The organism is Streptomyces sp. 63XJN7_1_ISO-PGPR-S23-121 (assembly GCF_056173025.1).
On sequence record NZ_CM149653.1, the window covers coordinates 4,399,530 to 4,423,428 of the forward strand.

Here is a 23,899-nt window from a genome sequence, read left to right on the forward strand (position 1 = left end):
CTTTGGGGCTTTCTCTGGAGCGGATGCCCGACGACGCGCTGCTGGCGGGGCTGACGACCGGCGACCCCGAGTTCGCGGTGGCGTTCGTCCGCCGGTTCCAGCACAAGGTCTTCGGGGTGGCCATGACGGTCACCGGCGACGTCCAGATCGCGGAGGACGTGGCCCAGCAGACCTTCGAGCAGGCCTGGCGCCACGCCCAGGTCTACGACTCGCGCCGCGGCTCGGTCCGCACCTGGCTGACGGCCATCGCACACAACCTGGCCGTCGACGCCGTGCGCTCCCGCAGGGCCGTCCCCGTGGACCCCACCCGGATGGCACCGCTGATGGACGCGATCACCGACACCCCCGAACGGCATGCGGTGGCCGACGAGGAGTCGGCCGAGCTGCGGCGGGCGATCGCGGAGCTGCCGACGGGCCAGGCCCGCGCCATCGTCATGGCCGGCGTCTACGGGATGACCGCGCGGCAGGTGGCGGAACTGGAGCAGGTCCCCCTCGGCACCGCCAAGACCCGGATCAGGACGGCGCTGGCCAAGCTGCGCGACGCCCTGACGCACAGGCAGGACACGAGATCATGACCGGCGACGACACCTTCGTGTGCCCCCGGCTGCGGGAGGTCGCCGCCGAGGTGGCACTGGGAGTACTGCCCGCCCGGGAACGCGCCGCGGCCCTGGCCCACCTGCAACGCTGTCCTTCCTGTCTGGAGGGCGTCCGGGAACTGGCGCGCACGGCCGACGGACTGCACCACCTGATCCCCGGACGCGAACCGCCCGCGGGGTTCGAGACCCGCGTGCTCCAGCGCCTCGGACTCTCGCCCCAGCGCCGTCGCCGGACACTGCGCCGGCGGTTCGCCCTCGGCCTCGCGTCGGGTGTGGCGGCCGCGGCGCTGGGCCTGGGCGGATGGGCGATCGGCGTCACCTCCGCGTCCTCCCCGACCACCGACGGCCCGGCCCGGCCCGACCGGGTGCTCAGCGCCGACCTCACCTCACACCGCCAGGACGTCGGACGCGTCTTCGCCTACACGGGGCCGCCGCACTGGGTGTACATGTCGGTGGACGCCGACGACCTGCCCGCACACGCCCGAGCGGCCTTCCACGGCACCCTGACCTGCCAGATCGAACGGGCGGACGGCTCCACCGCCACCATCGGCACCTTCTCCGTGACCGCCGGCTACGCCCAATGGGTCGCCCACTACCCCGCCGGGTCGGCACCCGTCACCCAGGTGCACCTGCTCGCGGCCGACAACTCGGTCGTGGCCAGCGCCACCCTCCACCCGTCCGGCTGAGCCACCCGGTCAGGGCGGGTCCGCGACCGGCGTCCCCCGAGCCCGCGCGTCGCCGTGGTGTCGACCGGGTCCGCTCCGCCCCGGGTGCCGGCTCGGCATAAGCTCGGTGAATGGCGAAGTACTTCGACGTGCACCCCGACAACCCCCAGCCGCGCAGCATCGCCCAGGTCGCCGACAGCGTCCGCGCGGGCGCGCTGATCGCGTACCCGACGGACTCCTGTTACGCGCTGGGCTGCCGGCTGGGCAGCCGCGACGGCACCGAACGCATCCGCTCGATCCGGCACCTGGACAACCGGCACCACTTCACCCTGGTGTGCCAGGACTTCGCGCAGCTCGGCCAGTTCGTGCAGATCGACAACGACGTGTTCCGGGCGATCAAGGCGTCGACCCCGGGCAGCTACACCTTCATCCTGCCCGCGACGAGGGAGGTGCCGCGCATGCTCCAGCATCCGAAGAAGAAGACCGTCGGCGTGCGCATCCCCGACCACGTCGTCACCCAGGCGCTGCTGGCCGAGCTCGGCGAACCACTGCTGTCCAGCACCCTGCTGCTGCCCGACGAGGAGGAGCCGCTGACGCAGGGCTGGGAGATCAAGGACCGGCTCGACCACGTGGTGGACGCGGTGATCGACTCCGGGGAGTGCGGCACCGAACCGACCACGGTGATCGACTTCTCCGGCGGGGAGGCGGAGATCGTGCGACGGGGCGCCGGCGACACGACGCGGTTCGAGTAGCGGGCCGGCCACCGCCCCCACGGGTGCCCCCCGCGCCCCGTGGGGGCGGCGTGCCACGATGACCGTGGTCCGCCGCCGCCCGGCGGACCGCACGCCGGTACCCGACCGAGAGGCAGCCCGCCATGACCCCCGTAGAGGGCGACGTCGTCGACATCCCCACCGACGACGGAACCGCCGACGCGTACCTCGCCCGTCCCGGCGACGGGCGCGCGTATCCCGCGGTCCTCTTCTACATGGACGCCTTCGGGCTGCGGCCGCGGCTGAGGGAGATGGCCGACCGGCTGGCCGGCGCGGGCTACACCGTGCTGGTGCCGAACGTGTTCTACCGGCACGGGCGGGCGCCGGTCGTCGAGCTCCCCGACTTCATCGACCCGGGTGCGCGTCCGGAGATCTTCCAGCGCCTCGGCCCGGTCATGCGCTCGCTGACGCCGGACCGGGCGGTGCGGGACGCGGGGGCCTACCTGCGGTGGCTCGCGGACTCCGCGGCTGCCGCCGACGGCCCGGTGGGGGTGACCGGCTACTGCATGGGCGCCGCGCTCGCCCTGCGTACCGCGGGCTCCCACCCGGACCGGGTCGCCGCCGCGGCCGGCTTCCACGGCGGGAACCTGGCGACCGAGGGGCCGCAGAGCCCGCACCTGGTGGCCGGGGACGTCACCGCCGAGCTGTACTTCGCCCATGCCGACCAGGACCCGGGCATGCCCGCCGAGCAGCAAGCACGCCTGGAGGCGGCCCTGACCGAAGCGGGCGTCCGCCATCGCTGCGAGGTCTACGCGGGGGCGCACCACGGCTACACGCAGGCCGACACCGCCGCGTACGACGCGAAGGCGACCGAGCGGCACTGGGACGAGCTGCTCGCTCTGCTGAGGCGGACGCTGTGACCGGCGCCGGCCGCCGGAACCCTCACCCGGGCCGGTGACGCGGTACCGGGGGAAGACACTGCCGCCGCGGCCGCGGAACCGAAACGCCGTCAAGGATCCGGAACGGGCGGGAAGTTGCCGCCGCTCCCCCGCTCCGCGCCCCGTCCAGCCGGTTGTTACCGTTCCCCGGTGTCCGACTCCTCACGTGATACCGCCGAAGGCGCCGGCTGGGGCGCCGCCGAGCACGGTACCTACCGAGCCCTCATGCCGGCCCGCACCGAGCAGCTGTCCTGGCTGAGCCCGAAGACGCTGTGGGCGGCCCGCAACGGCGTGCTGGCCTCCCTGTTCGGGGACCCCACGGGCCGTACCCGCGCCCGCTGGGTCGCCCAGCGGGAGGCGGCCGGCGCACCGGCCGACAAGGTCGTCCGGCGCGACGATCCGGACCACTTCTCCTTCCTGGTCATCGGCGACACCGGGGAGGGCGACGACCCTCAGTACGCGGTCGTGCCGGGGCTGCTGAAGGAGGGCCGCGACACGCGGTTCGCCGTACTCGCCAGCGACGTGATCTACCCGGTGGGCAGCGCCGACGACTACGCCACGAAGTTCTTCCGCCCGTACCGGTACTATCCCGCGCCGGTCTACGCGATACCCGGCAACCACGACTGGTACGAGGACCTCGGCGGTTTCATGCGGGTCTTCTGCGACGACGCCCCGCCGCTGCCGCCCGAGCCCGCCCCGCGCCCCCTCACCGGGGCCTGGCTGCGGACCCGGCTGTGGCACCGGCCCCGCCCGGACGACGGCCGGCACCTGGACGAGGCCCGCGCGATGCGCTCCGCGCCCGCCCAGCAGGCCGTCCAGCCCGGCCCGTACTGGGCGATCGACGCCGGCCCGGTGCGGATCGTCGGCATCGACACCGGACTGCTGGGCACGCTCGACGCCGAGCAGGGCGCCTGGCTGCGCGAGGTGTCCCGGGGGCCGCGCCCGAAGATCCTCGTCACCGGCTCGCCCCTGTACGTGGACGGCGAGCACCACCCGTGCGCCATCGAGGGCGGCGGCACCGTGGACGACATCGTCCGTGACCCCGCCCACCGCTACGTCGCGGCGATCGGCGGCGACATCCACAACTACCAGCGCTATCCGGTCGACGTGGACGGCCGCACCGTCCAGTACGTGGTCGCGGGCGGCGGCGGTGCTTTCATGCACGCCACCCACACCATCCCCCGCGTCTCGGTGGCCGGTGTCACCGAGGACGACTTCCGCTGCTATCCGCTGCGCGGTGACTCCCTCGCGTTCTACAGCGGGCTGTACGGGCGCCGGCTGCGGCTGCGGCGCTTCTTCACGCTCACGGAGGCCGAGGCGACGTCCGTGATCGCCGAACGCCTCGGCATCCGCCCGGCCCGCGCCCCGGGCCCCACCGCACGGGTCACCCGGCGCACCCGGCTGGTCGCCGGGCTGCTGGGCACCGGGCGCCGCCCCGATCGCCGCAAGCGGTTCCGGCTGCCCGTGCGCAAGATCTACACGCAGTTGTTCTCGCCGGGCTCGGCGACGTACGACCCGCCCTTCTTCAAGTGCTTCCTGCGTCTGGACGTCGCCCCGGACGCGGTACGGCTGCGCTGCTACGCCGCCACCGGCAACCGGGCGCAGGAGGTGGACCCGCCGGTCGAGGACGAGGTGACGATCCCGTTCCTCTGACGGACGCCCGGGTCACCAGCGTCCCGGTCCCGGGCCCGCGAGCGGCGTCGAAGCGGCGCCGTCCACGCCGACGGGCACCTCACCCGCCAGCATCACGCGGTGCATGATCCTGGGGTGGTCGAGGTGGGCGTTGTCGCCGGGGGCGAGGTGGACGGTGGCCCGGTTGTCCCAGAAGGCGATACTGCCCGGCTCCCAGCGGAAGCGCACCGTGTACTCGGGCCGGGTCGCCTGCTGCAGCAGCATCTCCAGGATCGCCGCGCTCTCCGGGCGGGAGAGTCCGGCGATCTGCTCGACGTAGTAGCCGTTGACGAACAGCACCCGCTCCCCCGTCTCGGGGTGGACGCGGACCAGCGGGTGCACGGTCGCGGTCCCGTGGTCCAGCAGGTGCCGGACGTAGGCGTCGTCGCCCGGCCGGGGCTGGTAGCCGACCCCGAGCCGGTGCTCGGCCCGCAGGCCGTCGACGAAGGCGCGGACCGGGCCGGACAGTCCGGCGTAGGCGGCGGCCAGGTTCGCCCAGGTCGTGTCCCCGCCGTAGGGCGGGACCGTCTCGGCGCGCAGGATCGTGGCGGCGGGCGGGTCGACGCGGGCGCCGTGGTCGCAGTGCCAGCCGCGCAGCAGCGTGTGGCGCCGGCGGTGCAGCCACTCCTCGTGCTCCATCCCGAACCGTCCGCCCAGCTCCAGCCGGTCGGCCGTCGTCTCGACCTCCGGGTGCCGAGGGGGTGACGCCCTGCCGCGCCGGGGCAGGACGACCGGATCGCCGAAGCGGCGCGCGAACGCGACGTGTCCGGCGTGGTCGAGGCGCTGGCCGCGGAAGAACACCACCTTCCAGCGCAGCACCGCCGCGCGGATCGCGGCGACCTGCGCCTCGTCGAGACCGGCGGCCAGGTCGACGCCGCCGATCTCGGCGCCGATGTGCCCGGCGACCGGTCTCACCTCGATCCCCGCGTCCCGCGTCGCCGTGGATTCCGCCGTGGGCCTGTCACTCGTCATGCGCACTCCGTCGGTCGGTCGTTCCGATGCGGCTCCCGGCAGAGATCGTGGCAGCTTCGGCGGACGTGGCGACAGGGCGCCGTCGCACACGGGGGAGACCGCGGGGTGCCCCACCCGGCCGCCCGCGTCGCGCCCGTCCGGTTGATCATTGCCCACCCCGTCCGTGACGCTGGAGGGGCGGCACACGGTCGCGACAGTCAAGGGAAGGTCCGGCAGTGATCAGTATCCCGACGCACACGCTCGACGACGGCACCACGCTCCCCGCCCTGGGCCTGGGAACCTGGCCGATGAAGGACGACGAGGCCGAGCGGGCGGTCCGCGACGCACTGGAGACGGGCTACCGCCTGATCGACACGGCCACGAACTACCGCAACGAGACCGGCGTCGGCCGGGGCGTGGCCGGCAGCGGCGTCCCCCGCGAGGAGATCGTGGTGACGACCAAGCTGCCCGGCCGGCACCACGGCTACGAGGAGACGCTCGCCTCGTTCGAGGAGTCCCGCGCCCGGCTGGGCCTGGAGTACGTCGACCTGTACCTGATCCACTGGCCGCTGCCCCGGGTGGACCGGTACGTCGACTCCTGGAAGGCGATGATCAAGCTGCGCGACGACGGTCTCGTGCGCTCGATCGGCGTCTCCAACTTCACGGCGGAGCACATCGAGCGGCTGGAGAAGGAGACGGGCGTCCTGCCCTCCGTGAACCAGATCGAGCTGCACCCGCTCCTCCCGCAGGACGAGCTGCGCGCCTTCCACGAGCGCAAGGGCATCCGCACCGAGAGCTGGAGCCCGCTGGGCCGCGGCAGCGACCTGCTGGACGACCCGGCCGTCGCCGCCGTCGCCGGGGCGCACGGGGTGACGCCGGCCCAGGCGGTGCTGCGCTGGCACACCCAGCTCGGCGCGGTGCCGATCCCGAAGTCGGCGGACCCCGGACGGCAGCGCGCGAACCTCGACGTGTTCGGCTTCACCCTGGACGACGCCCAGTTGCGCGCCGTCGCCGACCGTCCGCACCGGCGGATCGGCGGGGACCCGGAGGTGCACGAGGAGTTCTGACGGCGGTACCCGGCACCGGCCGGGCGCGCGAGGCCGGGAAGGAGCCGCGGTTACCGCGGCGGCAGCGGCTGTTCGGCCCAGATGGTCTTGCCGATGCCGGTCTGGCGGCTGCCCCACCGCTCGGTGAGCTGGGCGACCAGCAGCAGTCCCCGGCCGCCCTCGTCGAAGGCGTGCGCCCGGCGCAGGTGCGGCGAGGTGGAGCTGCCGTCGGAGACCTCGCAGATCAGGGCGCTGTCGCGGATGAGTCGCAGTTGGACGGGCGGCGCGCCGTACCGGATCGCGTTGGTGACCAGCTCGCTGACGACGAGTTCGGTGATGAACGCGATCTCGTCCAGGCCCCAGGCCGCCAGCCGCTCGGTGGCGGCCTGCCGGATCGCGGCCACGTTCGCGGGGTCCGGCTGGACGTCCCAGGTGGCGACCTGGTCGCTGCCGAGCGCCCGGGTGCGGGCCAGCAGCAGCGCCACGTCGTCGCCGGGTTCCACCGGCCGCACGGCCCTGATGACGCCGTCGCACAGCGCCTCCAGCGAGTCGGCGGGCGCGGTCAGCGCGCGGCACAGCTCCGTGGTGTCTTGGTCGCGGTCCTCGAGGAGACCGTCGGTGTACAGGGCGACGACGGAGCCCTCGGGCAGGACCACCTCGGTCGCCTCGAACGGCAGTCCGCCGACACCGAGCGGCGGCCCGGCGCTCACGGGGACGATGCGGGTGGTGCCGTCGGGAAGGACGAGGGCCGGCGCGGGGTGGCCTGCGGTGGCCAGGGTGAGGCGGCGGGAGACGGGGTCGTAGACGGCGTAGAGGCAGGTGGCGCCCAGTTCGGCGACCTCGTCGCCGTAGTCGTCGGCCGCGAGGTGGCCGACGAGGTCGTCGAGGTGGGTGAGGAGCTCGTCGGGGGACAGATCGACGTCGGCGAGGGTGCGGACGGCGGTGCACAGCCGGCCCATGGTCGCCGTGGAGGGGATGCCGTGGCCGACGACGTCGCCCACGACGAGGGCGACCCGGCTGCCGGACAGGGGGATCACGTCGAACCAGTCGCCGCCGATGCCGGCCGCCGAGCCGGACGGCAGGTAGCGGTGGGCCACCTCGACGGCCGACTGACCGGGCAGGCCCCTGGGCAGGAGGCTGTGCTGGAGGGCGAGCGCGGTGGAGCGCTCGCGGGCGAACCGGCGGGCGTTGTCGATGCAGACGGCGGCCCGGCTGGCCAGTTCCTCGGCGAGGACGACGTCGTCGGCGGCGAACGGTCTGCGGGGTGCGATGCGCATCGCCGTCGCGATGCCCATGGTGGTTCCGCGCGCCCGCAGGGGAACCGCGATGGTGGAGCTGACGCGGTCGCGGAAGGCCCGGTTGGCGGGGGCCAGCTCGTTGCGCACCCGCATCCACCGGTCGAAGTCCGGGTCGCCCGGACCGGTGAGGACCGGTTGCCCCTCCCGTAGCGCCCGCGCGGGTGCGGAGTAGGGCGGGTACACGTCGGTGTCGCCCAGGCGCACGGAGATCCTGGGAAACCCTTCGGCGGCGGGTCGGTGGGCTATCCGGCGCAGCACGACGTCCTCGGCCGGCACCGCGAGCGGTTCGTCGGTGCCGAGGACCCAGTCGAGCAGGTCCACGCTGGCGAAGTCGGCGAACCGCGGCACGAGGACGCCGACCAGTTCCTCGGCGGTGCGCACCACGTCCAGGCTCGTGCCGATCGCGGCCGCGGCCTCGTTCAGCAGGGCCAGCCGTTCCTGGGCCCGGTGCTGCTCCGTGCTCTCGAACCCCGCCACGGCCACGGCGGCCACCTCGCCGGACAGGTCGCGGACCGGCCACATCTCGATGGTCCAGGCGAACTCGCCGAGCCTGGAGGAGGCGGGCGTGTACGTCTCGTAGCGCTGGGGCCGGCCGGTCCGGGTGACCTGGTGCAGATGGCTCAGGAACCCGGTCGCGTCGGCGTCGATCTCCGCCATGACCTCCGGCAGCGGCCGTCCGATCAGGTCGTCCTCGGGCATTCCCAGCATGCGCCGCGCGGTGTCGTTGATCCGCAGGTACCGCTGCCGGGTGTCGTGGACGGACATGGACAGGGACGCCTGCTGGAAGGTCTCCCCGGCCAGCACCGGCGTCGGCCCGTTCTCCGGGGCCGCCGTCACCGTGTACCCGGCCGGCGTGCCGTCCGCGCCCAGCAGCGGGCATCCGCGCAGCGACAGCGCCAGGGTGGAGCCGTCCCGGTGGCGGATCAGGGCCACGCCGGACAGCACGGCCACGGCTCCGGGCGGCGCCGCGTGGACCAGCAGGTCCCGCGCGGGCCGTCCCACGACCTCCGCGGCCGGGTAGCCGGTCAGTCGCCGGGCGCCCTCGCTCCACCCCGTCAGTGTGCCGTCGGCGTCCAGGGCCGCCACGGCGGAGACATCCATAGCGTCCAGGATTGACCCCATACGAAAGGGTTTCAATCGCGGACGGGTGGAGGGGCCTGTTACCCGCGGTGAGCGCGCAGCGCGGCGAGGGCGCGGTCGGCGTGCGTGTTCATGCGCAGTTCGCTGCGGACGACCTCGAGCACGGTGCGGTCCGGCCCGATGACGAAGGTGACCCGCTTGGTGGGCGCGAGGCTCAGTCCCCGTTTCACGCCGAAGCGCTCGCGGACCGCGCCGTCGGCGTCGGACAGCAGCGTCATGCCGAGGGTGTGGCGCCCGGCGAACTCCTGCTGGCGTTCGACGGGGTCGCCGCTGATGCCCACCGGCCGGGCGCCGGCCGCCGCGAACTCGGCGGCGAGGTCGCGGAAGTGGCAGGCCTCCGCGGTGCAGCCGGGGGTCAGGGCCGCGGGGTAGAAGAACAGCACGACCGGCCCGTCGGCGAGCAGTTCGGACAGGCGGCGCGGAGTGCCGGTCTCGTCCGGCAGCGTGAAGTCCTCGGCGGTGTCGCCGACGGCGGGGATGCGGCTCATGACCGGCCCTCGCAGTCCTTGGCGACGCTGCGGGCCCAAAGCACGAGCGGCAGTTGGACCGGCAGCCGGCCGTAGGCCGCGGCCTTCTGCGGGGCGGGGCGGTGCCGCCAGTCGACGGCCATCTTCACGTTGGCGGGGAAGACGCCGACGAAGAAGGCGGCGGTGGCCAGCGCGGCGGCCTTCCGGGTGCGGGGGGCGGCGAGGCTTGCGGCCAGGGCCAGTTCGGCCACACCGCTGGCGTACGTCCAGGCCCGGGGGGTGCCCGGCAGGCTGCGCGGCACCGTCGCGTCGAAGGGGCGGGGCTGGGCGAAGTGGGCGACACCCGCGGTGGCCAGCAGGCCGGCGAGCAGCAGGGGTGAGCGTTCGGACCGGGACACGGTTCCTCCTCTGGGGGCCTGCCGCGCGATATTAACGGACCGTCTCGACGCCGGTGCCGCCGGTCCGGTCGCGGCGGTCGCGCTTGCCCGGGGTGCAGCCGAACGAGCGGCGGAAGACGTCGATGAACGCGCTGGCCGAGGAGTAGCCGCAGCGGTGGGCGACCGTGGTCACGGGCAGGTCGTCGGCGAGCATCCGCAGGGCGTGGTAGAGGCGCGACTGGGTGCGCCACTGCGGGAACGTCATGCCGAACTCGCTGCGGAAGAGGCGGCTGAGGGTGCGTTCACCGGTCCCGGTGGCGGCTGCGAGCGCGGCGAGGGTACGGGTGTCGGCGGGGTCGGCGTGGACGAGCGCGCAGACCGCGGCCAGCCGGGGGTCGGCCGGGGCGGGCAGGCGCAGGGGCTGCTGGGGGGACGCGCGCAGTTGGTCGCGCAGGACGCCGAGGAGGCGGCGGCGTTCGGGTCCGGCGTCGGCGGGGTCGCGGGTGTAGGCGAGAATCAGTTCGCGCAGCAGCGGTCCGACGGCGAGGACGGCGGGGGTGTCCAGGCCGAGCGGATTGTCCCCGGCGGGCAGTCCGACCAGGTGCAGGTCCAGCCGGCCGTGGGCCCGGTGGGCGTGGACGGTGCCGGCCGGGATCCAGATGGCCCGGGTGCCCGGTGCGAACCAGGTGCCGGCCTCGGTGGTGACGGCGACGACGCCGGAGCCCGCGTAGACGATCTGGTGGTCGTCGTGCCGGTGCGCGTCGATGCGCTGCCCGGCGGCCAGGTGCTGGGCCCGGGTGGGCGCGGTCGGCGTGTGCCGGACGGCGCCGGGGTCACGGCGCGGGGCCGCCGGGGCGCGGTCGCCCGCGGCTCCGGGGGCGCGCTGCCCGGCCGGCGGTGACGGGGTGCCGGGAGGCCGGCGGCGGGTATTCGACACAATGCGGCAGATTATCGGAAGCGGGCCATGCCCGGCGGGCGTGACGATCGACGGGTGATCCTCAACCGCAACCGGCCCGTCGTGCTGCTGTCCCTCGGGCACGCCTGCGTCGACCTCTACCAGGGCGCGGTGGCCGCCCTGGTCCCGTACTTCGTCGCCGAGCGCGCCTACACCTACGCCGCCGCCTCCGGCGTCGTACTCGCCGCCTCGCTGCTGTCGTCGCTGGTGCAGCCGCTGTTCGGGGCGCTGACCGACCGGTGGGCGCTGCCGTGGCTGCTGCCGCTGAGCACGCTGACCGGCGGGGCCGGGGTCGCCCTCGGCGGCGTCACGGACTCCTACGCGCTCACCCTCGCCGCGGTCGCCCTGGGGGGCGTCGGCGTCGCCGCCTACCATCCGGAGGCGGCCCGCGCCGCACGGGAGGCGGCAGGCGGCAGCAACACCGCGATGGGGTGGTTCTCCCTGGGGGGCAACGTCGGTTTCGCGCTGGCCCCACCGCTGGTCTGGGCCGTCGTCGCCACCGGCGGGCTCGGCGCCTCTCCCCTGCTCGCCGTACCGGCCGTCGCCGGCGCGGTCCTGTGCGTGGCGGCGACGCGCTCGGCCGGTGCGGTGCGCGCGGGGGGTGTCCGTGCGGTGACGGCCGCGGGGTCCGACGACTGGGCGTCGTTCCTCCGTCTGACGGGTGCTGTCGTCTGCCGTTCGGTCGTCTTCGTCGGGCTGAGCACGTTCGTGTCGCTGTACGTCCGCGAGCGCACCGGCGGGGGCGCCGCAGCGGGGACGGCCGCGCTGTTCGTGCTCTACCTGGGCGGCGCGGTGGGCACGGTGGCCGGGGGCCGGCTCGCCGACCGGTTCGGGCGGCTGAGGGTGGTGCGCCGCTCGTACGTCCTGACGGTTTTCGCCGTCGCCGGGGTCGTCCTGGTGCCCGGGCACGCGGTGTACCTGTTCGTCGCGCTGGCCTCGGCCGGGCTGTACGTGCCGTTCTCCCTGCACATCACGCTGGGCCAGGACTTCCTGCCCCGGCGGGTGGGCACGGCGAGCGGGGTCACGCTGGGGCTGACCGTGAGCGTCGGCGGTCTCGCCGCTCCCGCGGTCGGCGCGCTCGCCGACGCCACGTCGCTGCGGGCGGCTCTGCTGCCGCTGGTGCTGCTGCCCGCGGCGGGCGGCCTGCTGCTGCGCGGCCTGGACGAACCGGTGCCGCCGACGCCCGTCGTGCGCACGGCGACGGACCGCGGACTCAGGGACTGAGCCACCTCGCCGTGCCGGCCGTCGCCGGTCCGGTCGGCGTGGGTGGCGGCGACGCCCCCGGCCGCCCGCGGTGGGCCGCAGACGCTTCGCGTGCGCGCGGTTCCGGCCCGGCGTCGTCGCCGCGCCCGTCAGGCCCCGCGCCGGGGCGTGACCGGCGCGAGCCACATCCCCACGATCGCGTCGGCGAGTCCGTCCGCGGCCTCCCGCCAGCTGGCGCGCGGGGTCGGACGCCCTTCGGCGAGGGCGCGTTCCCGCTCGGCCGCCGTGTGCACGATGAGGTGGCGCGCCATGTCGCCCCGCTCGGCCCGGACCTCGTCCGGCAGCGCCGGCATGCACCGGTTGCGGCCGGCGATGATCTCGCGCAGCGACGCGGAGCCGCGGGACTCGTCGACCATGATCTGCCGCAGCGCCGGGTCGGTCATCACCTGGGCGCAGAACCGCGCGTACCAGGTCGGGCTGCCCAGTGCCGCCAGGTGGTCGAACTGCGGCCGGACCAGGCAGTCCACCCAGTCGCGCAGGTCCGGCGCCTCGCCGAGCGCGGCCAGCTGACGGGCCCGCAGGTCCTCGACGCGCTCGGAGTGCCGCTGGGCGATGGCGCGGACCAGATCCGCCTTGGTGCCGAAGTGGTAGCCGACCGCGGCGTTGTTGCCCTGGCCGGCGGCCTCGCTGACCTGGCGGTTGGAGACCGCGTACACCCCGTGCTCGGCGAACAGCCGCTCGGCCGTGGTCAGGATCAGCTGCCGGGTCGCGCTGACCTGTTCCGCCCGTGCCGTCCTGCTCGCCATGCTCACCGCCGTGCCGGGACTCTGACCTTCCTCACGGCCCGCGGCGGCCAGTCCCATGAGTCGCCGCAGGTCCGCCGTCGTGCGGCGCCTTCCCACGCAGCCTACGCAACGGCGGATGCCGGGCGGTGCGCGGCCCTGACGGGGCGTGCCCTCCCGGCGCCCCCTAGAATACTTCAAGCGACTGACTTAATTTGTCGCCGGATCCACACTCTCCCCGAAAGGCATGTCCATGCCCCCTTCCCCCGCCGCGCCGCGGCCGAACGCCGTGGTGGCGGTACTGGCCCTGGCCGGGATCGTCGTCTCGCTGATGCAGACGCTCGTCATCCCGATCGTCCCGGAACTGCCGAAGCTCCTGGACGCTCCGGCGTCGGACGCGGCATGGGCGGTGACGGCCACCCTGCTCGCGGCGGCCGTGGCCACCCCGGTCGTCGGCCGCCTGGGCGACATGGCCGGCAAGCGGCGCATGCTGCTGTTCAGCCTGGTGCTGCTGATCGCCGGTTCGGTGGTCTGCGGACTGAGCGACTCCCTGGTCCCGATGGTCGTGGGCCGGGCCATGCAGGGCCTGTCGGCCGCGGTGATCCCGCTCGGCATCAGCATCATGCGCGACGAGCTGCCCGCCGAGCGCCTCGCCGGCGCCACCGCCCTGATGAGCGCCTCGCTGGGCGTCGGCGGCGCTCTCGGGCTGCCCGCCGCCGCGCTGATCGCGGACAACCTCGACTGGCACATGCTGTTCTGGACCTCCGGCGCGCTCGGCGCCGTCGCCCTGGCGCTGGTGCTGGCGCTCGTGCCCGAGTCGGCGGTGCGCACCGGTGGCCGCTTCGACCTGCTGGGCGGCATCGGCGTGGCGGCCGGCCTGGTGTGCCTGCTGCTAGCGATCTCCAAGGGCGCCGACTGGGGCTGGACCAGCGGTCCGACCCTCGGCCTGTTCGCGGCGGCCGTGGTGATCCTGCTGGTGTGGGGCCGCTGGGAGCTGCGCACCCCGCAGCCGCTGGTGGACCTGCGCACCACGGCGCGCCGCCAGGTGCTGTTCACCAATCTGGCGTCCATAGCCGTCGGCTTCTCGATGTTCGCGATGTCCCTGGTCCTTCCGCAGCTTCTGCAGTTGCCCGAGGCGACCGGTTACGGGCTCGGCCGTTCCCTGCTGACCGCCGGTCTGGTGATGGCGCCCTCCGGCCTGGTGATGATGGCGTTCGCCCCGGTCTCCGCGAAGGTGTCCAAGGCCAGGGGACCGAAGGTGACCCTGATGATCGGGGCCCTTATCGTGGCGTCCGGTTACGGGCTGAACATCGTGCTGATGTCCGAGGTCTGGCACCTGGTGCTGGTCTCCTGCGTCATCGGCGCGGGCATCGGCTTCACCTACGGCGCCATGCCGGCCCTGATCATGGGTGCCGTGCCGGCGAGCGAGACGGCCGCCGCGAACAGCCTCAACACCCTGATGCGGTCCATCGGTACGTCGGTCGCCAGCGCGATCGCGGGAGTGATCCTGGCCCAGATGACCATCAGCCTCGGCGGCTTCGCCCTGCCGTCCGAGAACGCCTTCAAGGTGGTCATGGGCATCGGCGCCGGCGCGGCCGTGCTCGCCTTCGTCATCGCCTCCTTCATCCCGAGGCACCGCCCCGCCGCCGCGGTGACGCCCGCGGCGTCCGACGGCGGCGTCGAGACGCAGGCCGCCTCCGCGCGCTGACGGCGACGGCGCCGGTCCCCGCGGCGGGGACCGGTGCCGTTCGGGCGAACCTGGCGGACCGCGCGCGTGAGGGCGCGCGGGCGCGTCGAGAACTGAGGCGTGGAGCTGCCGCTGATCCCACCCATGCTCGCCACCCCCGGCGTCCTGCCGGCCCCCACGCAGGACGCCCGCTGGGCCTACGAGACCAAGCAGGACGGCCAGCGGGTGGTGGTCTACCTGCCCGGCGACGGCAGCGTGCTGCTCCGCGCCCGCTCCGGCCAGGACATCACGGCCGCCTACCCGGAGCTGGGGCCGCTGGGCACCGCCCTGGGCCCGACGCCCGCCGTACTGGACGGCGAGGTGCTGGCCCTGGACGAAGAGGGCCGCGCCGACTTCCAGTTGCTCCAGTCCTGCATGGGCCTCGCCCACTCCCCCGGCCGGGCCGCGCACCGGGCCGCCAGGGTACCCGTGCACCTGGTGCTGTTCGACGCCCTGCACCTGGGACCCCGGCCGCTGCTCCGCCTGCCCTACACCCGCCGGCGCGGGCACCTGGAGGAGCTCGGTCTCGACGGGCCGTCCTGGTCGACCCCCGCCGCGCTGGTCGGCCACGGCGAACAGGCCCTGCGGGCCACCCGCGAGCACGGTCTCGAGGGCCTGGTGTGCAAGCGGCTCGACTCGGTGTACGAGCCGGGGGTCCGCTCCCGGGCCTGGATCAAGATCCGCAACATGCGCAGCGAGGACGTGGTGGTGGGCGGCTGGCTGCCCGGCAGGGGGCGGCTCACGGGTCTGCCGGGTGCCGTCCTGGTCGGCCAGCGCGCCGCGGGCCGGCTGCGCTACGTCGGCGGGGTCGGCACCGGCTGGAGCGGGACCGAGCGCACCGAGCTGGCCGCGCTGCTGCGGGCCGCGGCGACGGACGTGTGCCCCTTCGACCCGGTGCCGCGGCTGCCGAAGGCGCGCTGGGTCGTTCCGCGGCTGGTCGGCGAGGTCCGCTACAGCACCCGCACCCGGGAGGGGATGCTGCGCCAGCCGTCCTGGCTGAGGCTCCGCCCGGACCTGGCGCCCGAGGAGTCGGCCGCGGACCTGCCGGACGACATGGTGTGACGCGCGAGTCGGCGTCCGCCCGCCCTTCACCGGCGGTACGCCCGTGCCCCCTTGGCACCGGGGTGAATTGACGGGACCCTGAACTCCCCTTCCCCCCCAGCCGTTGGGCTGCGCCCGGACCCAAGGAGGCCCCGGTGTCGTCGCGTACCGCCCGCACCCGCCGCAGGAGATGGCTCACCGTCCCGCTCGGCGCCCTCGCCCTCGTCGTCGCCTTCCCCGCCACCGCCTTCGCCGCCCCGCCGCCGGGACTGCCCGGCAACGCCGACAGCCAGGAGCGGGCCTACCAGCCCGCCTTCGACTACGACACCGACGGCTGCTACCCGACGCCGGCCATCGGCGCCGACGGCACGGTCAACGGCGGCCTGAACCCGACCGGAGCCCTCAACGGCAACTGCCGGGACGCCTCGGACCTGGACAACACCAACAGCTACGCGCGCGCCAAGTGCGACCACGGCTGGTGCGCCTACCTGTACGGCCTCTACTTCGAGAAGGACCAGGCTCTGCCGGGCACCGGCCTCGGCGGTCACCGGCACGACTGGGAGCACGTCGTGGTGTGGGTGCGGGACGGCGCCGTCGAGTACGTCTCGGCCTCGAACCACGGCTCGTTCAGCGTGCACGCGCGCTCGGCGGTCCGCTTCGACGGCAGCCATCCGAAGATCGTCTACCACAAGGACGGCATCGGCACCCACTGCTTCCGGCTCGCCACCTCGGGCGACGAACCGCCGGAGAACCACCGGGGCAGCTGGCAGTACCCGGCCCTGGTGGGCTGGAACGGCTATCCGGCCGGGCTGCGCGACAGGCTGAGCGCGTACGACTTCGGCAGCGCCCACTTCGGCCTGAAGGACGGCAGCTTCGCCTCCCACCTGGCGGCGGCCGAGCCCGCCGGCATCCCCTTCGACCCCTACGCCTGACAGGAGGAGCGGCAGTCGGGCGAACCGGGCGGCCCTCACACCTCCGGGGGCACTATCGTGTCCGCATGTCCGCCCCCGAACTGATCCGTGTCGTCTCCCGCGACTCCCCCATGGCCCTCGCTCAGGTCGAGCGCGTCCGGGCCGAGTTGACGGCCCTCCACCCCGGCGTGCGCACCGAGGTCGTGCCGGTGAAGACCACCGGCGACAAGTGGCTCGGCGACCTGTCGCAGGTGGAGGGCAAGGGCGCCTTCACCAAGGAGGTCGACGCCGCGCTGCTGTCGGGCGAGGCCGATCTCGCGGTGCACTGCGTCAAGGACGTGCCCGCCGACCGCCCGCTCCCCGCGGGCACGGTGTTCGCCGCGTTCCTGAAGCGCGACGACATCCGGGACGCCCTCGTCCACCCGGGCGGGCTCACCCTGGACCAGCTTCCGGACGGGACCCGCATCGGCACCTCCTCGGTGCGCCGGGTCGCCCAACTGGCCGCCACGCACCCGCACCTGACGTGCGTTCCGTTCCGCGGCAACGCCAACCGGCGGCTGGCGAAGCTGGCCGCCGGCGAGGCGGACGCCCTGCTGCTGGCGGTCTCGGGCCTGGAGCGGATCGGCCGCGGCGACGTGATCAGCGAGGTCCTGTCCACCGAGACGATGATGCCGCCGATCGGCGCGGGCGTGCTGGCGCTCCAGTGCCGGGAGGACGACGCGGAGCTGATCGACGCGGTCGGCGCCCTCGGACACGCGGACACCCATCGGGAGGTCACGGCGGAACGCATGTTCCTGCACGTGCTCCAGGGGCACTGCAACAGCCCGATCGCCGGGTACGCCCGCGTGGACCGCAGCGGGGAACTCGCCCTGCGGGCCTGCGTGTTCACCCCCGACGGCAAGGTGCGGCTGAACGCCCACGAGTGGGCCGGCCGGCTCGACCCGGCCACGCTCGGCACGTCGGTCGCCGTGGCGCTGCTGCGTCAGGGCGCCCGGGAGGTCATCGACGGCATCGCGCACTGAGGCGCCGCCGGCCGGCGGATCAGGCGGTGCCCTCCTCCGCCTGGTCCCGCAGGAAGGCGCTCACCTGGTGCGCGAGACCGTCGTCCCGCACCGCGCCCGACAGGGCCCCGGCGGCCGGCTCGTGCAGCCCGATACCGCCGGTCCACAGTCGGCGGTCGGCCCACTCCTCGTCCACCCGCAGCTGCACCTGGACGTCCACCTGACCGAGGCTCTCCTCCGGACCGGCCGCGTAGAGGACGGCGGTGGCACGGCGCAGCGGATGGACGTCGAAGCCCTCGACGAACTGCGAGTTGCGCCAGTCGAGGAACGCGCCCTCTCCGTCGCGGCCGGTCCGCACGTCGATCTGCCCGTCCTCCAGGTGGATGCCGAAAGGCCGGCCGCCCCGGTTCTCGACGGTCACCCGGACACGGAAGTACGTCAGGCCCTCGGCGGCGTCGTCACGGCCACGCGGCGGCTCGGCCGCCTCCAGACGGTGGACGCGGACCCGCAGACCGGCGTGTTCTTCGTACTCCTGCCAGTCCCCGACCACGTTCGGCTCGTACACAGCGCACCTCTCGACTTCCCGAAGCTGCTTCCTATCCGTGTGCTCAGTGCACTGTCAAATGGGCGGAAAGCGCCGTGGCCAGGGCCTTCACCCCCATTGATCGGTGATCAAGCGCTGCCCAGGGACGATCCGCCGCACGCCCGCCCGACGATCACAGGGAGCGTGCCGCACATCACGTTCCGCACCGGTGTCCGCCGGGAGCGCCGATGGACCCGTTCGGGCGAGCGCTTCGCTCCCACAAGGCTTAATGTCCCTATATATGAGGATTCGCTTTGGAATCGGTCCGACAGGGAAAGCCCCTGTCAGCGCTTCGGACAGGAGGCATGTCCGCGGGCGCCGGCGCGTCCGGCACCCCGGTGGTCCGACCACCAGGCACTGCTGCTGAGGGAGGTGCGCACACATGCGTATCGCCGGCAGAACCAAGCCCCACCCGCACGACGACGCTCCCGACACGGCCGCCGCGTTCGAACGGCTCGCCGCACTGCCCGACGGACCGGAGCGCAAGGCGCTGCGGGACGAACTGATCCAGGTCTGGCTCCCCATGGCCGAGCGGATCGCGGTCCGCTTCCGCGGCCGTGGTGAGAGTCTGGACGATCTCTACCAGGTGGCCGCCCTAGGGCTGGTCAAGGCCGTCGACCACTACGACCCCGCACGCGGCCACGCGTTCGAGGCCTACGCCGTACCCACCGTCACCGGCGAGATCAAGCGGCACTTCCGCGACCACATGTGGACGCTGCACGTGCCGCGCCGCATCCAGGACCTGCGCAACCGGGTGCGCCGCGCCGCGAAGGAGCTGGCGCAGACCACGCCGGGGCGCGCCCCCACGATCGAGGAGATCGCCGAGCACGCGCATCTCACCACGGCCGAGGTCCGTACCGGCATGGAGGCGCTCGAGTGCTTCTCCGCCCTGTCGCTGGAGGCGGAGATGCCGGGCACCGACGGGTACGCCCTCGGGGACGCGCTCGGCGGTCCGGACCCGGCCTTCGACACGGTGATAGACCGGGTGGCCGTCCGTCCCTGTCTGGAGGCGTTGCCCGAGCGCGAGCGCACCATCCTCTACCTGCGCTTCTTCGGCGGGATGACGCAGAGCCGCATCGCGCAGCAGCTCGGCATCTCCCAGATGCACGTCTCGCGGCTGCTCAGCGGCTGCTTCGACCGGATCCGCGAGGAGATCCTCGCGGAGGCCCGCTGACCCGGCCCCCGCCGTCGGGGAAATCTCACCCCTGCGGCGGGGCGCCGGGGATCTGCGTCGGGCCGTGCCGGTCCAGGGCGTCCTCCAGGGCGATCCGGATCTCCGCCGGCATCACTCCTGTGCGCCCCCAGATGAGTATCAGTTCCGCGACGTTGCGCAGTTTGATGTTCGTATGCTGGGAAACCTCCTTCAGTACCGCCCACCCCTCGTCCGGTGCCACCCGGCCGAGCACGACGACCATCCCTATGGCCTGGTCGACGACGGCGTGCGAGACCACCGCCTCCTTCAGCTGCCGGATCTGCTCCTGCAGCCGGAATATCTGGTCCGGGCCCCCGTCCGTGGGCATGGTCACCTCCGGATCCGGCGTGTCACCGCCGTTCGTGCCGCGCGGTACCGCTCCGACGCCTCCATCGTCGTCACACGTGCCGCCCCGCGCCACCGGACCGTGCGGGGCGCGCCCGCCACCGTTTCGGCGGCGCCGCCGGGGTACTCGGCAGGCGCCCCGCACCCTTCCGGTCGGACACTGGTGTGGAACCGGTGACTGCCGGTGGACGAGACCAGGACGCGACTGCCATGAACCACGACATGCCCTCCGCCGCCGCTACGGACAGCGCTCTGCCCACCCGATCCGTGTACGGGGCCCCGTGCTGGGTGAGTCTGACCAGCCGTGATCTCAAGGCCACCGAGGAGTTCTACTCCGCCGTGCTGGGCTGGCGGTGGCGGCCGGCGAAACTGGGCGAGCCCTTCCGCATCGCCCTCGCCGACGAGGTGCCGGTCGCCGGGATCGCCGCGGTCGCCGGAATGTGGCAGATGGCGGTGGCGTGGACGCCGTACTTCGCCGTGCGCAGCGCGGACGACGCCGTGTCGCGGGCGGCCGAGCGGGGCGGCACGGCCGCGGTCGGGCCGATCTCCCTGCCGCCCGGCCGCGCGGCGCTGCTCGCCGACCGGGACGGCGCGACGTTCGGGATCTGGGAGGGCGAGCTCTTCTCGGACTGGGAGACCTGGCGCACCTCGCGCCCCGCCTTCATCCGGCTGCACACGCGTGACGCGTTCGACGCCGCGATCTTCTACGGCGAGATCTTCGACTGGGCGTCGTCGAACGGCTGCTGCGAGGTCCAGTACGAGGGTGACGAGGTGGTGCTGCGCAGCCAGGGCGACGTCGTGGCGCGCATCGAGTCGGGCGCCCTGGGCGCCGCCCCCGACCCCGCCGTCCGGCCGCACTGGCAGGTGCACTTCGCGGTGGACGACGTCCGGGCCTGCGCCCGCGCCGCCGAGCGGCACGGCGGCAGCGTCCTGGCGCTGACCGACGACGAGGCCGTGCTCCGCGACGCCGACGGCGCGCAGTTCACGGTGACCGCGCGCCGCCTCGGACAGTGACCCCACCGGCTCAGCGGCCGGTGCGGGACGGCCGCGAGAGCAGCACCAGGCTGCGTGGCTCGACGGTCAGGCTCGTGCCCGCCTTGCGCTCCGCCTCGTCGGGGTCGCCCTCCGGATCGGCGGTGTCGATCAGGACCGCCCAGCGCTCACCGTAGGCGGCACGGGGCAGCCGGAAGCGGGCGGACTCCCAGTGGCTGTTGAACAGCAGCAGGAAGGAGTCGTCGACGACGGGCCGCCCGCAGGGGTCCGGTTCGGCGATGGCGTCGCCGTTGAGGAAGACGGCGACGGCGTGGGCGTCGGAGCGCTGCCAGTCGTCGTCGGTCATCTCCCGCGCGTCCGGCAGCAGCCACACCAGGTCGGGCAGCGGCTGGTCCACGTTGGTCACCGTCTCGCCGCGGAAGTAGCGGCGCCGGCGCAGTACGGGATGGGCGGCGCGCAGGGCGATGACGCGCCGGGCGAAGTCCATCAGGCCGCGCTGCTCCCTGTTCAGCCGCCAGTCGATCCAGGAGATCTCGTTGTCCTGGCAGTAGGCGTTGTTGTTGCCCCGCTGGGTGCGGCCCAGCTCGTCGCCGTGGCAGAGCATCGGGATGCCCTGCGAGAGCAGGAGCGTGGCCAGGAAGTTGCGCTGCTGGCGGCCGCGCAGCTCCAGCACGGCCGGATCCCTCGTCCGCCCCTCGGCGCCGCAGTTCCAGGACCGGTTGTGGCTCTCGCCGTCCGCGTCGTCCTCGCCGTTGGCCCTGTTGTGCTTGTCGTTGTACGAGACGAGGTCGCGCAGGGTGAAGCCGTCGTGCGCGGTGACGAAGTTGACGCTGGCGCGGGGGCGGCGGCGGCTGTGCTGGTACAGGTCGGGGGAGCCGGTCAGCCGGGACGCGAACTCGCCGAGCGTGTGCTCCTCGCCGCGCCAGAAGTCGCGCACGGCGTCCCGGTACCTGCCGTTCCACTCCGACCACAGCTGCGGGAAGTTGCCCACCTGGTAGCCGCCCTCGCCGAGGTCCCACGGCTCGGCGATCAGTTTCACGCGGCTGATCACCGGGTCCTGCTGGATGAGGTCGAAGAACGCCGAGAGCCGGTCCACCTCGTGGAACTGCCGGGCCAGGGTGGCCGCGAGGTCGAAGCGGAAGCCGTCGACGTGCATCTCGGTGACCCAGTACCGCAGCGAGTCCATGATCAGCTGGAGTACGTAGGGGTGCCGCATCAGCAGGCTGTTGCCGGTGCCGGTGGTGTCGTAGTAGTGCTGCCAGTCGCCGTCCACCAGCCGGTAGTAGGAGGCGTTGTCGATGCCGCGGAAGGAGAGGGTGGGGCCCTTCTCGTTGCCCTCGGCGGTGTGGTTGTAGACCACGTCGAGGATCACCTCGAGGCCGGCCGCGTGCAGGGCCTTGACCATCGACTTGAACTCGGTGACCTGCTGCCCGCGGGTGCCGAGGGCGGCGTAGCCGTTGTGCGGCGCGAAGAAGCCGATGGTGTTGTAGCCCCAGTAGTTGGACAGGCCCCGGTCCGTCAGGACGCCGTCGTGCACGAACTGGTGCACCGGCATGAGCTCGACGGCGGTCACGCCGAGGGAGGTCAGGTGGTCCACGACCGCCGGGTGCGCCAGGCCTGCGTAGGTGCCGCGCAGTTCTCCGGGCACGTCCGGGTGGGTGCGGCTGATGCCGCGGACGTGGGCCTCGTAGATCACGGTCTCGGAGTACGGGCGCCTGGGCGGGCGGTCGTCGCCCCAGTCGAAGAAGGGGTCGGTGACCACGCCGAGCATGGTGTGCCCGGCGCTGTCCGCCGGGTCGGGTCCGCCCTGGGCGCGTTCGAAGAGGGACGGGTGGTTGTCGACCATCCCGTCCACGGCCCGGGTGTACGGGTCGAGGAGGAGCTTCGCGGGGTTGCAGCGGTGGCCCAGGGACGGGGCCCACGGCCCGTGGACCCGGTAGCCGTAGCGCTGCCCCGGGCCGACGCCGGGCAGGTAGCAGTGCCAGACGAAGCCGTCGACGTCGGGCATCGGGACGCGTCCGTGGGTGCCGTCCTCGTCGACGAGGACGAGCTCGACGCGCTCGGCGACCTCGCTGAACAGCGCGAAGTTGGTGCCCTGTCCGTCGTAGGCGGCCCCCAGCGGGTAGGGGTGCCCGCTCCACACGGGCGACCCCTTCCGCTTCGGCCCGGCGCGGGTCACCGGGCCTCCTCCAGGACGCCGTGGGTGGTGCTGCCCGGACCGGCCACCCGGCCCACCGGCAAGATCTCTCGCGGCACTTCCAGCCCCTCCTGGGTGATCGGTTCCGGTGCCGTCGGCACCAGCGGGACGCGTTCGCCGGCTCGGGCGCGCTGCGAGAACCAGATGACCTTGGCGCCGGTTTCGGTGGCGCAGCAGCCCCAGCCGTCACTGTTGGCGGCGAGGTGCTGCAGACAGGTCCGCAGGTCCTGGTCGGGACGGAGCGCGTGGTCGTTGCCCCCTACCGCCGTGATGAGGTGGTGGCGGTTCCACCACATCTCGATCGACGTGTTCTTGTCGCTCGCGTGCTCGTCGATCGCCCGCAGCAGCATCTCGGTGCCCGAGCAGACGGGTTCGACGAGGTTCTCCAGGTCCCAGAACCTGAGGTGAGCGGCCAGGATGCGCCTGACCTGTCCGACCCGCTCCGGGCTGACTTCCACGTCGAGGTGGTAGTAGCAGGGCACTGCGGTCTTCATCGTCGTGGCTCCTCACCGCGAAAGCTCGCGCTTCTCCGCGTCCCTCGGAGGACGGGCTCCTGATACACGAAGCGTGAGCACTGGTCGCTTCTGAGTCACTCCAGAGTGGGATCAGTAGTCCATTCGTGCAACACGAGCGGACACCGACCGACTTCACCCGAAAAAGCAGTTGAAGATCCAACAAGACGGGAAGTCACTGTCCGTGCACCATGTGTGAAGAATCAGATCGTCCGTACCGGACCGTCCCGAAAGGTGACCGGCCATGCTGCTTCCTGCGAAGACAGAAGTCGCCCGGCAGCTGCGGCGTTACCGCGCCTGGGAACGGATGACGCTCGCGTCCCCCGCGGACGTGCGCGTCCGGGCCACCTTCGAGGACTCCGGCTACACCCTCTGCGTGCTCATGGGGAAGCGGTGCGCACGTGAGGCGGCGGACGCCGCCGAACGGTATCTGCGGACGAACCTGGTCACCTATTTGCAGGAGCAGAACGAGCGGCCCCTGACCGCCCGAGCGGTCCGGCGCGGCCCGCCGGCGACGGTGGACCGGCTCACCCCGTCGGGGCGGAAGACCCCCTCCGGCGCGGCTTGACCCATCGGCCGGGCCCACGGGCCCGGCCTCG

24 protein-coding genes are annotated in these 23,899 nt (G+C 73.5%); 14 read left to right on the forward strand and 10 right to left on the reverse strand.

The features are described from left to right. Window positions 1-23 precede the first annotated feature (23 nt). The 5 genes from AC0VYN_RS19790 (at window position 24) to AC0VYN_RS19810 (ending at window position 4,562) form a co-directional block, all read left to right on the forward strand. Window positions 24-575, forward strand: coding sequence for an RNA polymerase sigma factor (locus tag AC0VYN_RS19790; RefSeq protein ID WP_475532016.1), 552 nt, complete (start codon window positions 24-26; stop codon window positions 573-575). Next, window positions 572-1,282, forward strand: a complete 711-nt coding sequence (locus AC0VYN_RS19795) for a hypothetical protein (RefSeq protein WP_475532017.1) — start codon at window positions 572-574, stop codon at window positions 1,280-1,282. The genes AC0VYN_RS19790 and AC0VYN_RS19795 overlap by 4 nt, the downstream gene beginning before the upstream one ends. Window positions 1,283-1,392: 110 nt before the next feature. Continuing rightward, window positions 1,393-2,013 (forward strand): L-threonylcarbamoyladenylate synthase, encoded by a 621-nt coding sequence (locus AC0VYN_RS19800; RefSeq protein WP_475532018.1) that lies wholly within the window; start codon window positions 1,393-1,395, stop codon window positions 2,011-2,013. A gap of 122 nt (window positions 2,014-2,135) precedes the next feature. Beyond that, complete coding sequence (locus AC0VYN_RS19805) at window positions 2,136-2,891, forward strand: dienelactone hydrolase family protein (protein WP_475532019.1); 756 nt, start codon at window positions 2,136-2,138, stop codon at window positions 2,889-2,891. Window positions 2,892-3,059: 168 nt separating this feature from the next. Continuing rightward, window positions 3,060-4,562, forward strand: coding sequence for a metallophosphoesterase family protein (locus tag AC0VYN_RS19810; protein WP_475532020.1), 1,503 nt, complete (start codon window positions 3,060-3,062; stop codon window positions 4,560-4,562). 12 nt (window positions 4,563-4,574) lie between these two features. Here the strand turns inward: AC0VYN_RS19810 and AC0VYN_RS19815 are convergent, their stop codons facing one another. Next, a complete protein-coding gene (locus AC0VYN_RS19815) occupies window positions 4,575-5,552 on the reverse strand; it encodes a TauD/TfdA dioxygenase family protein (protein ID WP_475532021.1) in 978 nt (325 codons plus the stop codon). A gap of 215 nt (window positions 5,553-5,767) precedes the next feature. On the opposite strand from AC0VYN_RS19815, the gene AC0VYN_RS19820 reads away from it, so the two are divergent. Further along, complete coding sequence (locus tag AC0VYN_RS19820; protein WP_385458474.1) at window positions 5,768-6,598, forward strand: aldo/keto reductase; 831 nt, start codon at window positions 5,768-5,770, stop codon at window positions 6,596-6,598. A gap of 50 nt (window positions 6,599-6,648) precedes the next feature. On the opposite strand, the gene AC0VYN_RS19825 is transcribed toward AC0VYN_RS19820, so the two are convergent. From AC0VYN_RS19825 to AC0VYN_RS19840, 4 genes are read right to left on the reverse strand one after another with little or no spacing between them, the layout of a single operon-like run. Next, window positions 6,649-8,976 carry a SpoIIE family protein phosphatase gene (locus tag AC0VYN_RS19825; RefSeq protein WP_475532022.1) on the reverse strand — a complete coding sequence of 776 codons (2,328 nt, stop codon included), beginning with the start codon at window positions 8,974-8,976 and terminating at the stop codon, window positions 6,649-6,651. Window positions 8,977-9,035: 59 nt separating this feature from the next. Next, entirely contained in the window at window positions 9,036-9,503 is a 468-nt protein-coding gene (locus AC0VYN_RS19830) for a peroxiredoxin (RefSeq protein ID WP_385458472.1), read from the reverse strand. After that, a complete protein-coding gene (locus AC0VYN_RS19835; RefSeq protein WP_475532023.1) occupies window positions 9,500-9,880 on the reverse strand; it encodes a DoxX family protein in 381 nt (126 codons plus the stop codon). Before AC0VYN_RS19835 ends, AC0VYN_RS19830 begins: the two co-directional genes overlap by 4 nt. Window positions 9,881-9,911: 31 nt before the next feature. Continuing rightward, window positions 9,912-10,643 carry an AraC family transcriptional regulator gene (locus tag AC0VYN_RS19840; protein ID WP_386926094.1) on the reverse strand — a complete coding sequence of 244 codons (732 nt, stop codon included), beginning with the start codon at window positions 10,641-10,643 and terminating at the stop codon, window positions 9,912-9,914. Window positions 10,644-10,850: 207 nt separating this feature from the next. Between AC0VYN_RS19840 and AC0VYN_RS19845 the strand changes: the two genes are divergently transcribed. After that, window positions 10,851-12,038: an MFS transporter gene (locus AC0VYN_RS19845; RefSeq protein ID WP_475532024.1), complete on the forward strand. Its 1,188-nt coding sequence runs from the start codon at window positions 10,851-10,853 to the stop codon at window positions 12,036-12,038. A 128-nt stretch (window positions 12,039-12,166) separates the two neighbouring features. Here AC0VYN_RS19845 and AC0VYN_RS19850 read toward each other — a convergent pair whose 3' ends face one another. Continuing rightward, a complete protein-coding gene (locus AC0VYN_RS19850) occupies window positions 12,167-12,823 on the reverse strand; it encodes a TetR/AcrR family transcriptional regulator (protein WP_475532025.1) in 657 nt (218 codons plus the stop codon). A 229-nt stretch (window positions 12,824-13,052) separates the two neighbouring features. On the opposite strand from AC0VYN_RS19850, the gene AC0VYN_RS19855 reads away from it, so the two are divergent. From AC0VYN_RS19855 to hemC, 4 genes are all read left to right on the forward strand, one after another. Then, complete coding sequence (locus AC0VYN_RS19855; RefSeq protein ID WP_475532026.1) at window positions 13,053-14,507, forward strand: MFS transporter; 1,455 nt, start codon at window positions 13,053-13,055, stop codon at window positions 14,505-14,507. A gap of 99 nt (window positions 14,508-14,606) precedes the next feature. Beyond that, on the forward strand, window positions 14,607-15,587 hold the full coding sequence (locus AC0VYN_RS19860; RefSeq protein WP_475532027.1) for an ATP-dependent DNA ligase: 981 nt from the start codon (window positions 14,607-14,609) through the stop codon (window positions 15,585-15,587). A 134-nt stretch (window positions 15,588-15,721) separates the two neighbouring features. Further along, the gene (locus tag AC0VYN_RS19865) at window positions 15,722-16,498 is read left to right on the forward strand and encodes an NPP1 family protein (RefSeq protein ID WP_475532028.1); all 777 of its coding nucleotides are present in this window, start codon (window positions 15,722-15,724) and stop codon (window positions 16,496-16,498) included. Window positions 16,499-16,563: 65 nt separating this feature from the next. Further along, window positions 16,564-17,499 carry a hydroxymethylbilane synthase gene (hemC, locus tag AC0VYN_RS19870; protein ID WP_475532029.1) on the forward strand — a complete coding sequence of 312 codons (936 nt, stop codon included), beginning with the start codon at window positions 16,564-16,566 and terminating at the stop codon, window positions 17,497-17,499. Between the two features lie 19 nt (window positions 17,500-17,518). Here hemC and AC0VYN_RS19875 read toward each other — a convergent pair whose 3' ends face one another. Further along, complete coding sequence (locus tag AC0VYN_RS19875; RefSeq protein ID WP_385458464.1) at window positions 17,519-18,043, reverse strand: hypothetical protein; 525 nt, start codon at window positions 18,041-18,043, stop codon at window positions 17,519-17,521. Window positions 18,044-18,443: 400 nt separating this feature from the next. Here AC0VYN_RS19875 and AC0VYN_RS19880 point away from each other — a divergent pair, with 400 nt between their 5' ends. Continuing rightward, window positions 18,444-19,235 (forward strand): RNA polymerase sigma factor SigF, encoded by a 792-nt coding sequence (locus AC0VYN_RS19880; RefSeq protein WP_385458463.1) that lies wholly within the window; start codon window positions 18,444-18,446, stop codon window positions 19,233-19,235. A gap of 25 nt (window positions 19,236-19,260) precedes the next feature. Here AC0VYN_RS19880 and AC0VYN_RS19885 read toward each other — a convergent pair whose 3' ends face one another. Continuing rightward, on the reverse strand, window positions 19,261-19,581 hold the full coding sequence (locus AC0VYN_RS19885; RefSeq protein ID WP_475532030.1) for an ANTAR domain-containing protein: 321 nt from the start codon (window positions 19,579-19,581) through the stop codon (window positions 19,261-19,263). Between the two features lie 227 nt (window positions 19,582-19,808). On the opposite strand from AC0VYN_RS19885, the gene AC0VYN_RS19890 reads away from it, so the two are divergent. Then, complete coding sequence (locus AC0VYN_RS19890) at window positions 19,809-20,612, forward strand: VOC family protein (protein WP_475532031.1); 804 nt, start codon at window positions 19,809-19,811, stop codon at window positions 20,610-20,612. 10 nt (window positions 20,613-20,622) lie between these two features. On the opposite strand, the gene glgX is transcribed toward AC0VYN_RS19890, so the two are convergent. Both glgX and AC0VYN_RS19900 read right to left on the reverse strand, forming a co-directional pair. After that, window positions 20,623-22,770 carry a glycogen debranching protein GlgX gene (gene glgX / locus AC0VYN_RS19895; protein WP_475532032.1) on the reverse strand — a complete coding sequence of 716 codons (2,148 nt, stop codon included), beginning with the start codon at window positions 22,768-22,770 and terminating at the stop codon, window positions 20,623-20,625. Then, window positions 22,767-23,282: a pep a2 gene (locus AC0VYN_RS19900; RefSeq protein ID WP_475532033.1), complete on the reverse strand. Its 516-nt coding sequence runs from the start codon at window positions 23,280-23,282 to the stop codon at window positions 22,767-22,769. Before AC0VYN_RS19900 ends, glgX begins: the two co-directional genes overlap by 4 nt. A gap of 262 nt (window positions 23,283-23,544) precedes the next feature. Here AC0VYN_RS19900 and AC0VYN_RS19905 point away from each other — a divergent pair, with 262 nt between their 5' ends. Further along, entirely contained in the window at window positions 23,545-23,868 is a 324-nt protein-coding gene (locus tag AC0VYN_RS19905; RefSeq protein WP_385458458.1) for a DUF5133 domain-containing protein, read from the forward strand. Window positions 23,869-23,899: the final 31 nt, after the last annotated feature.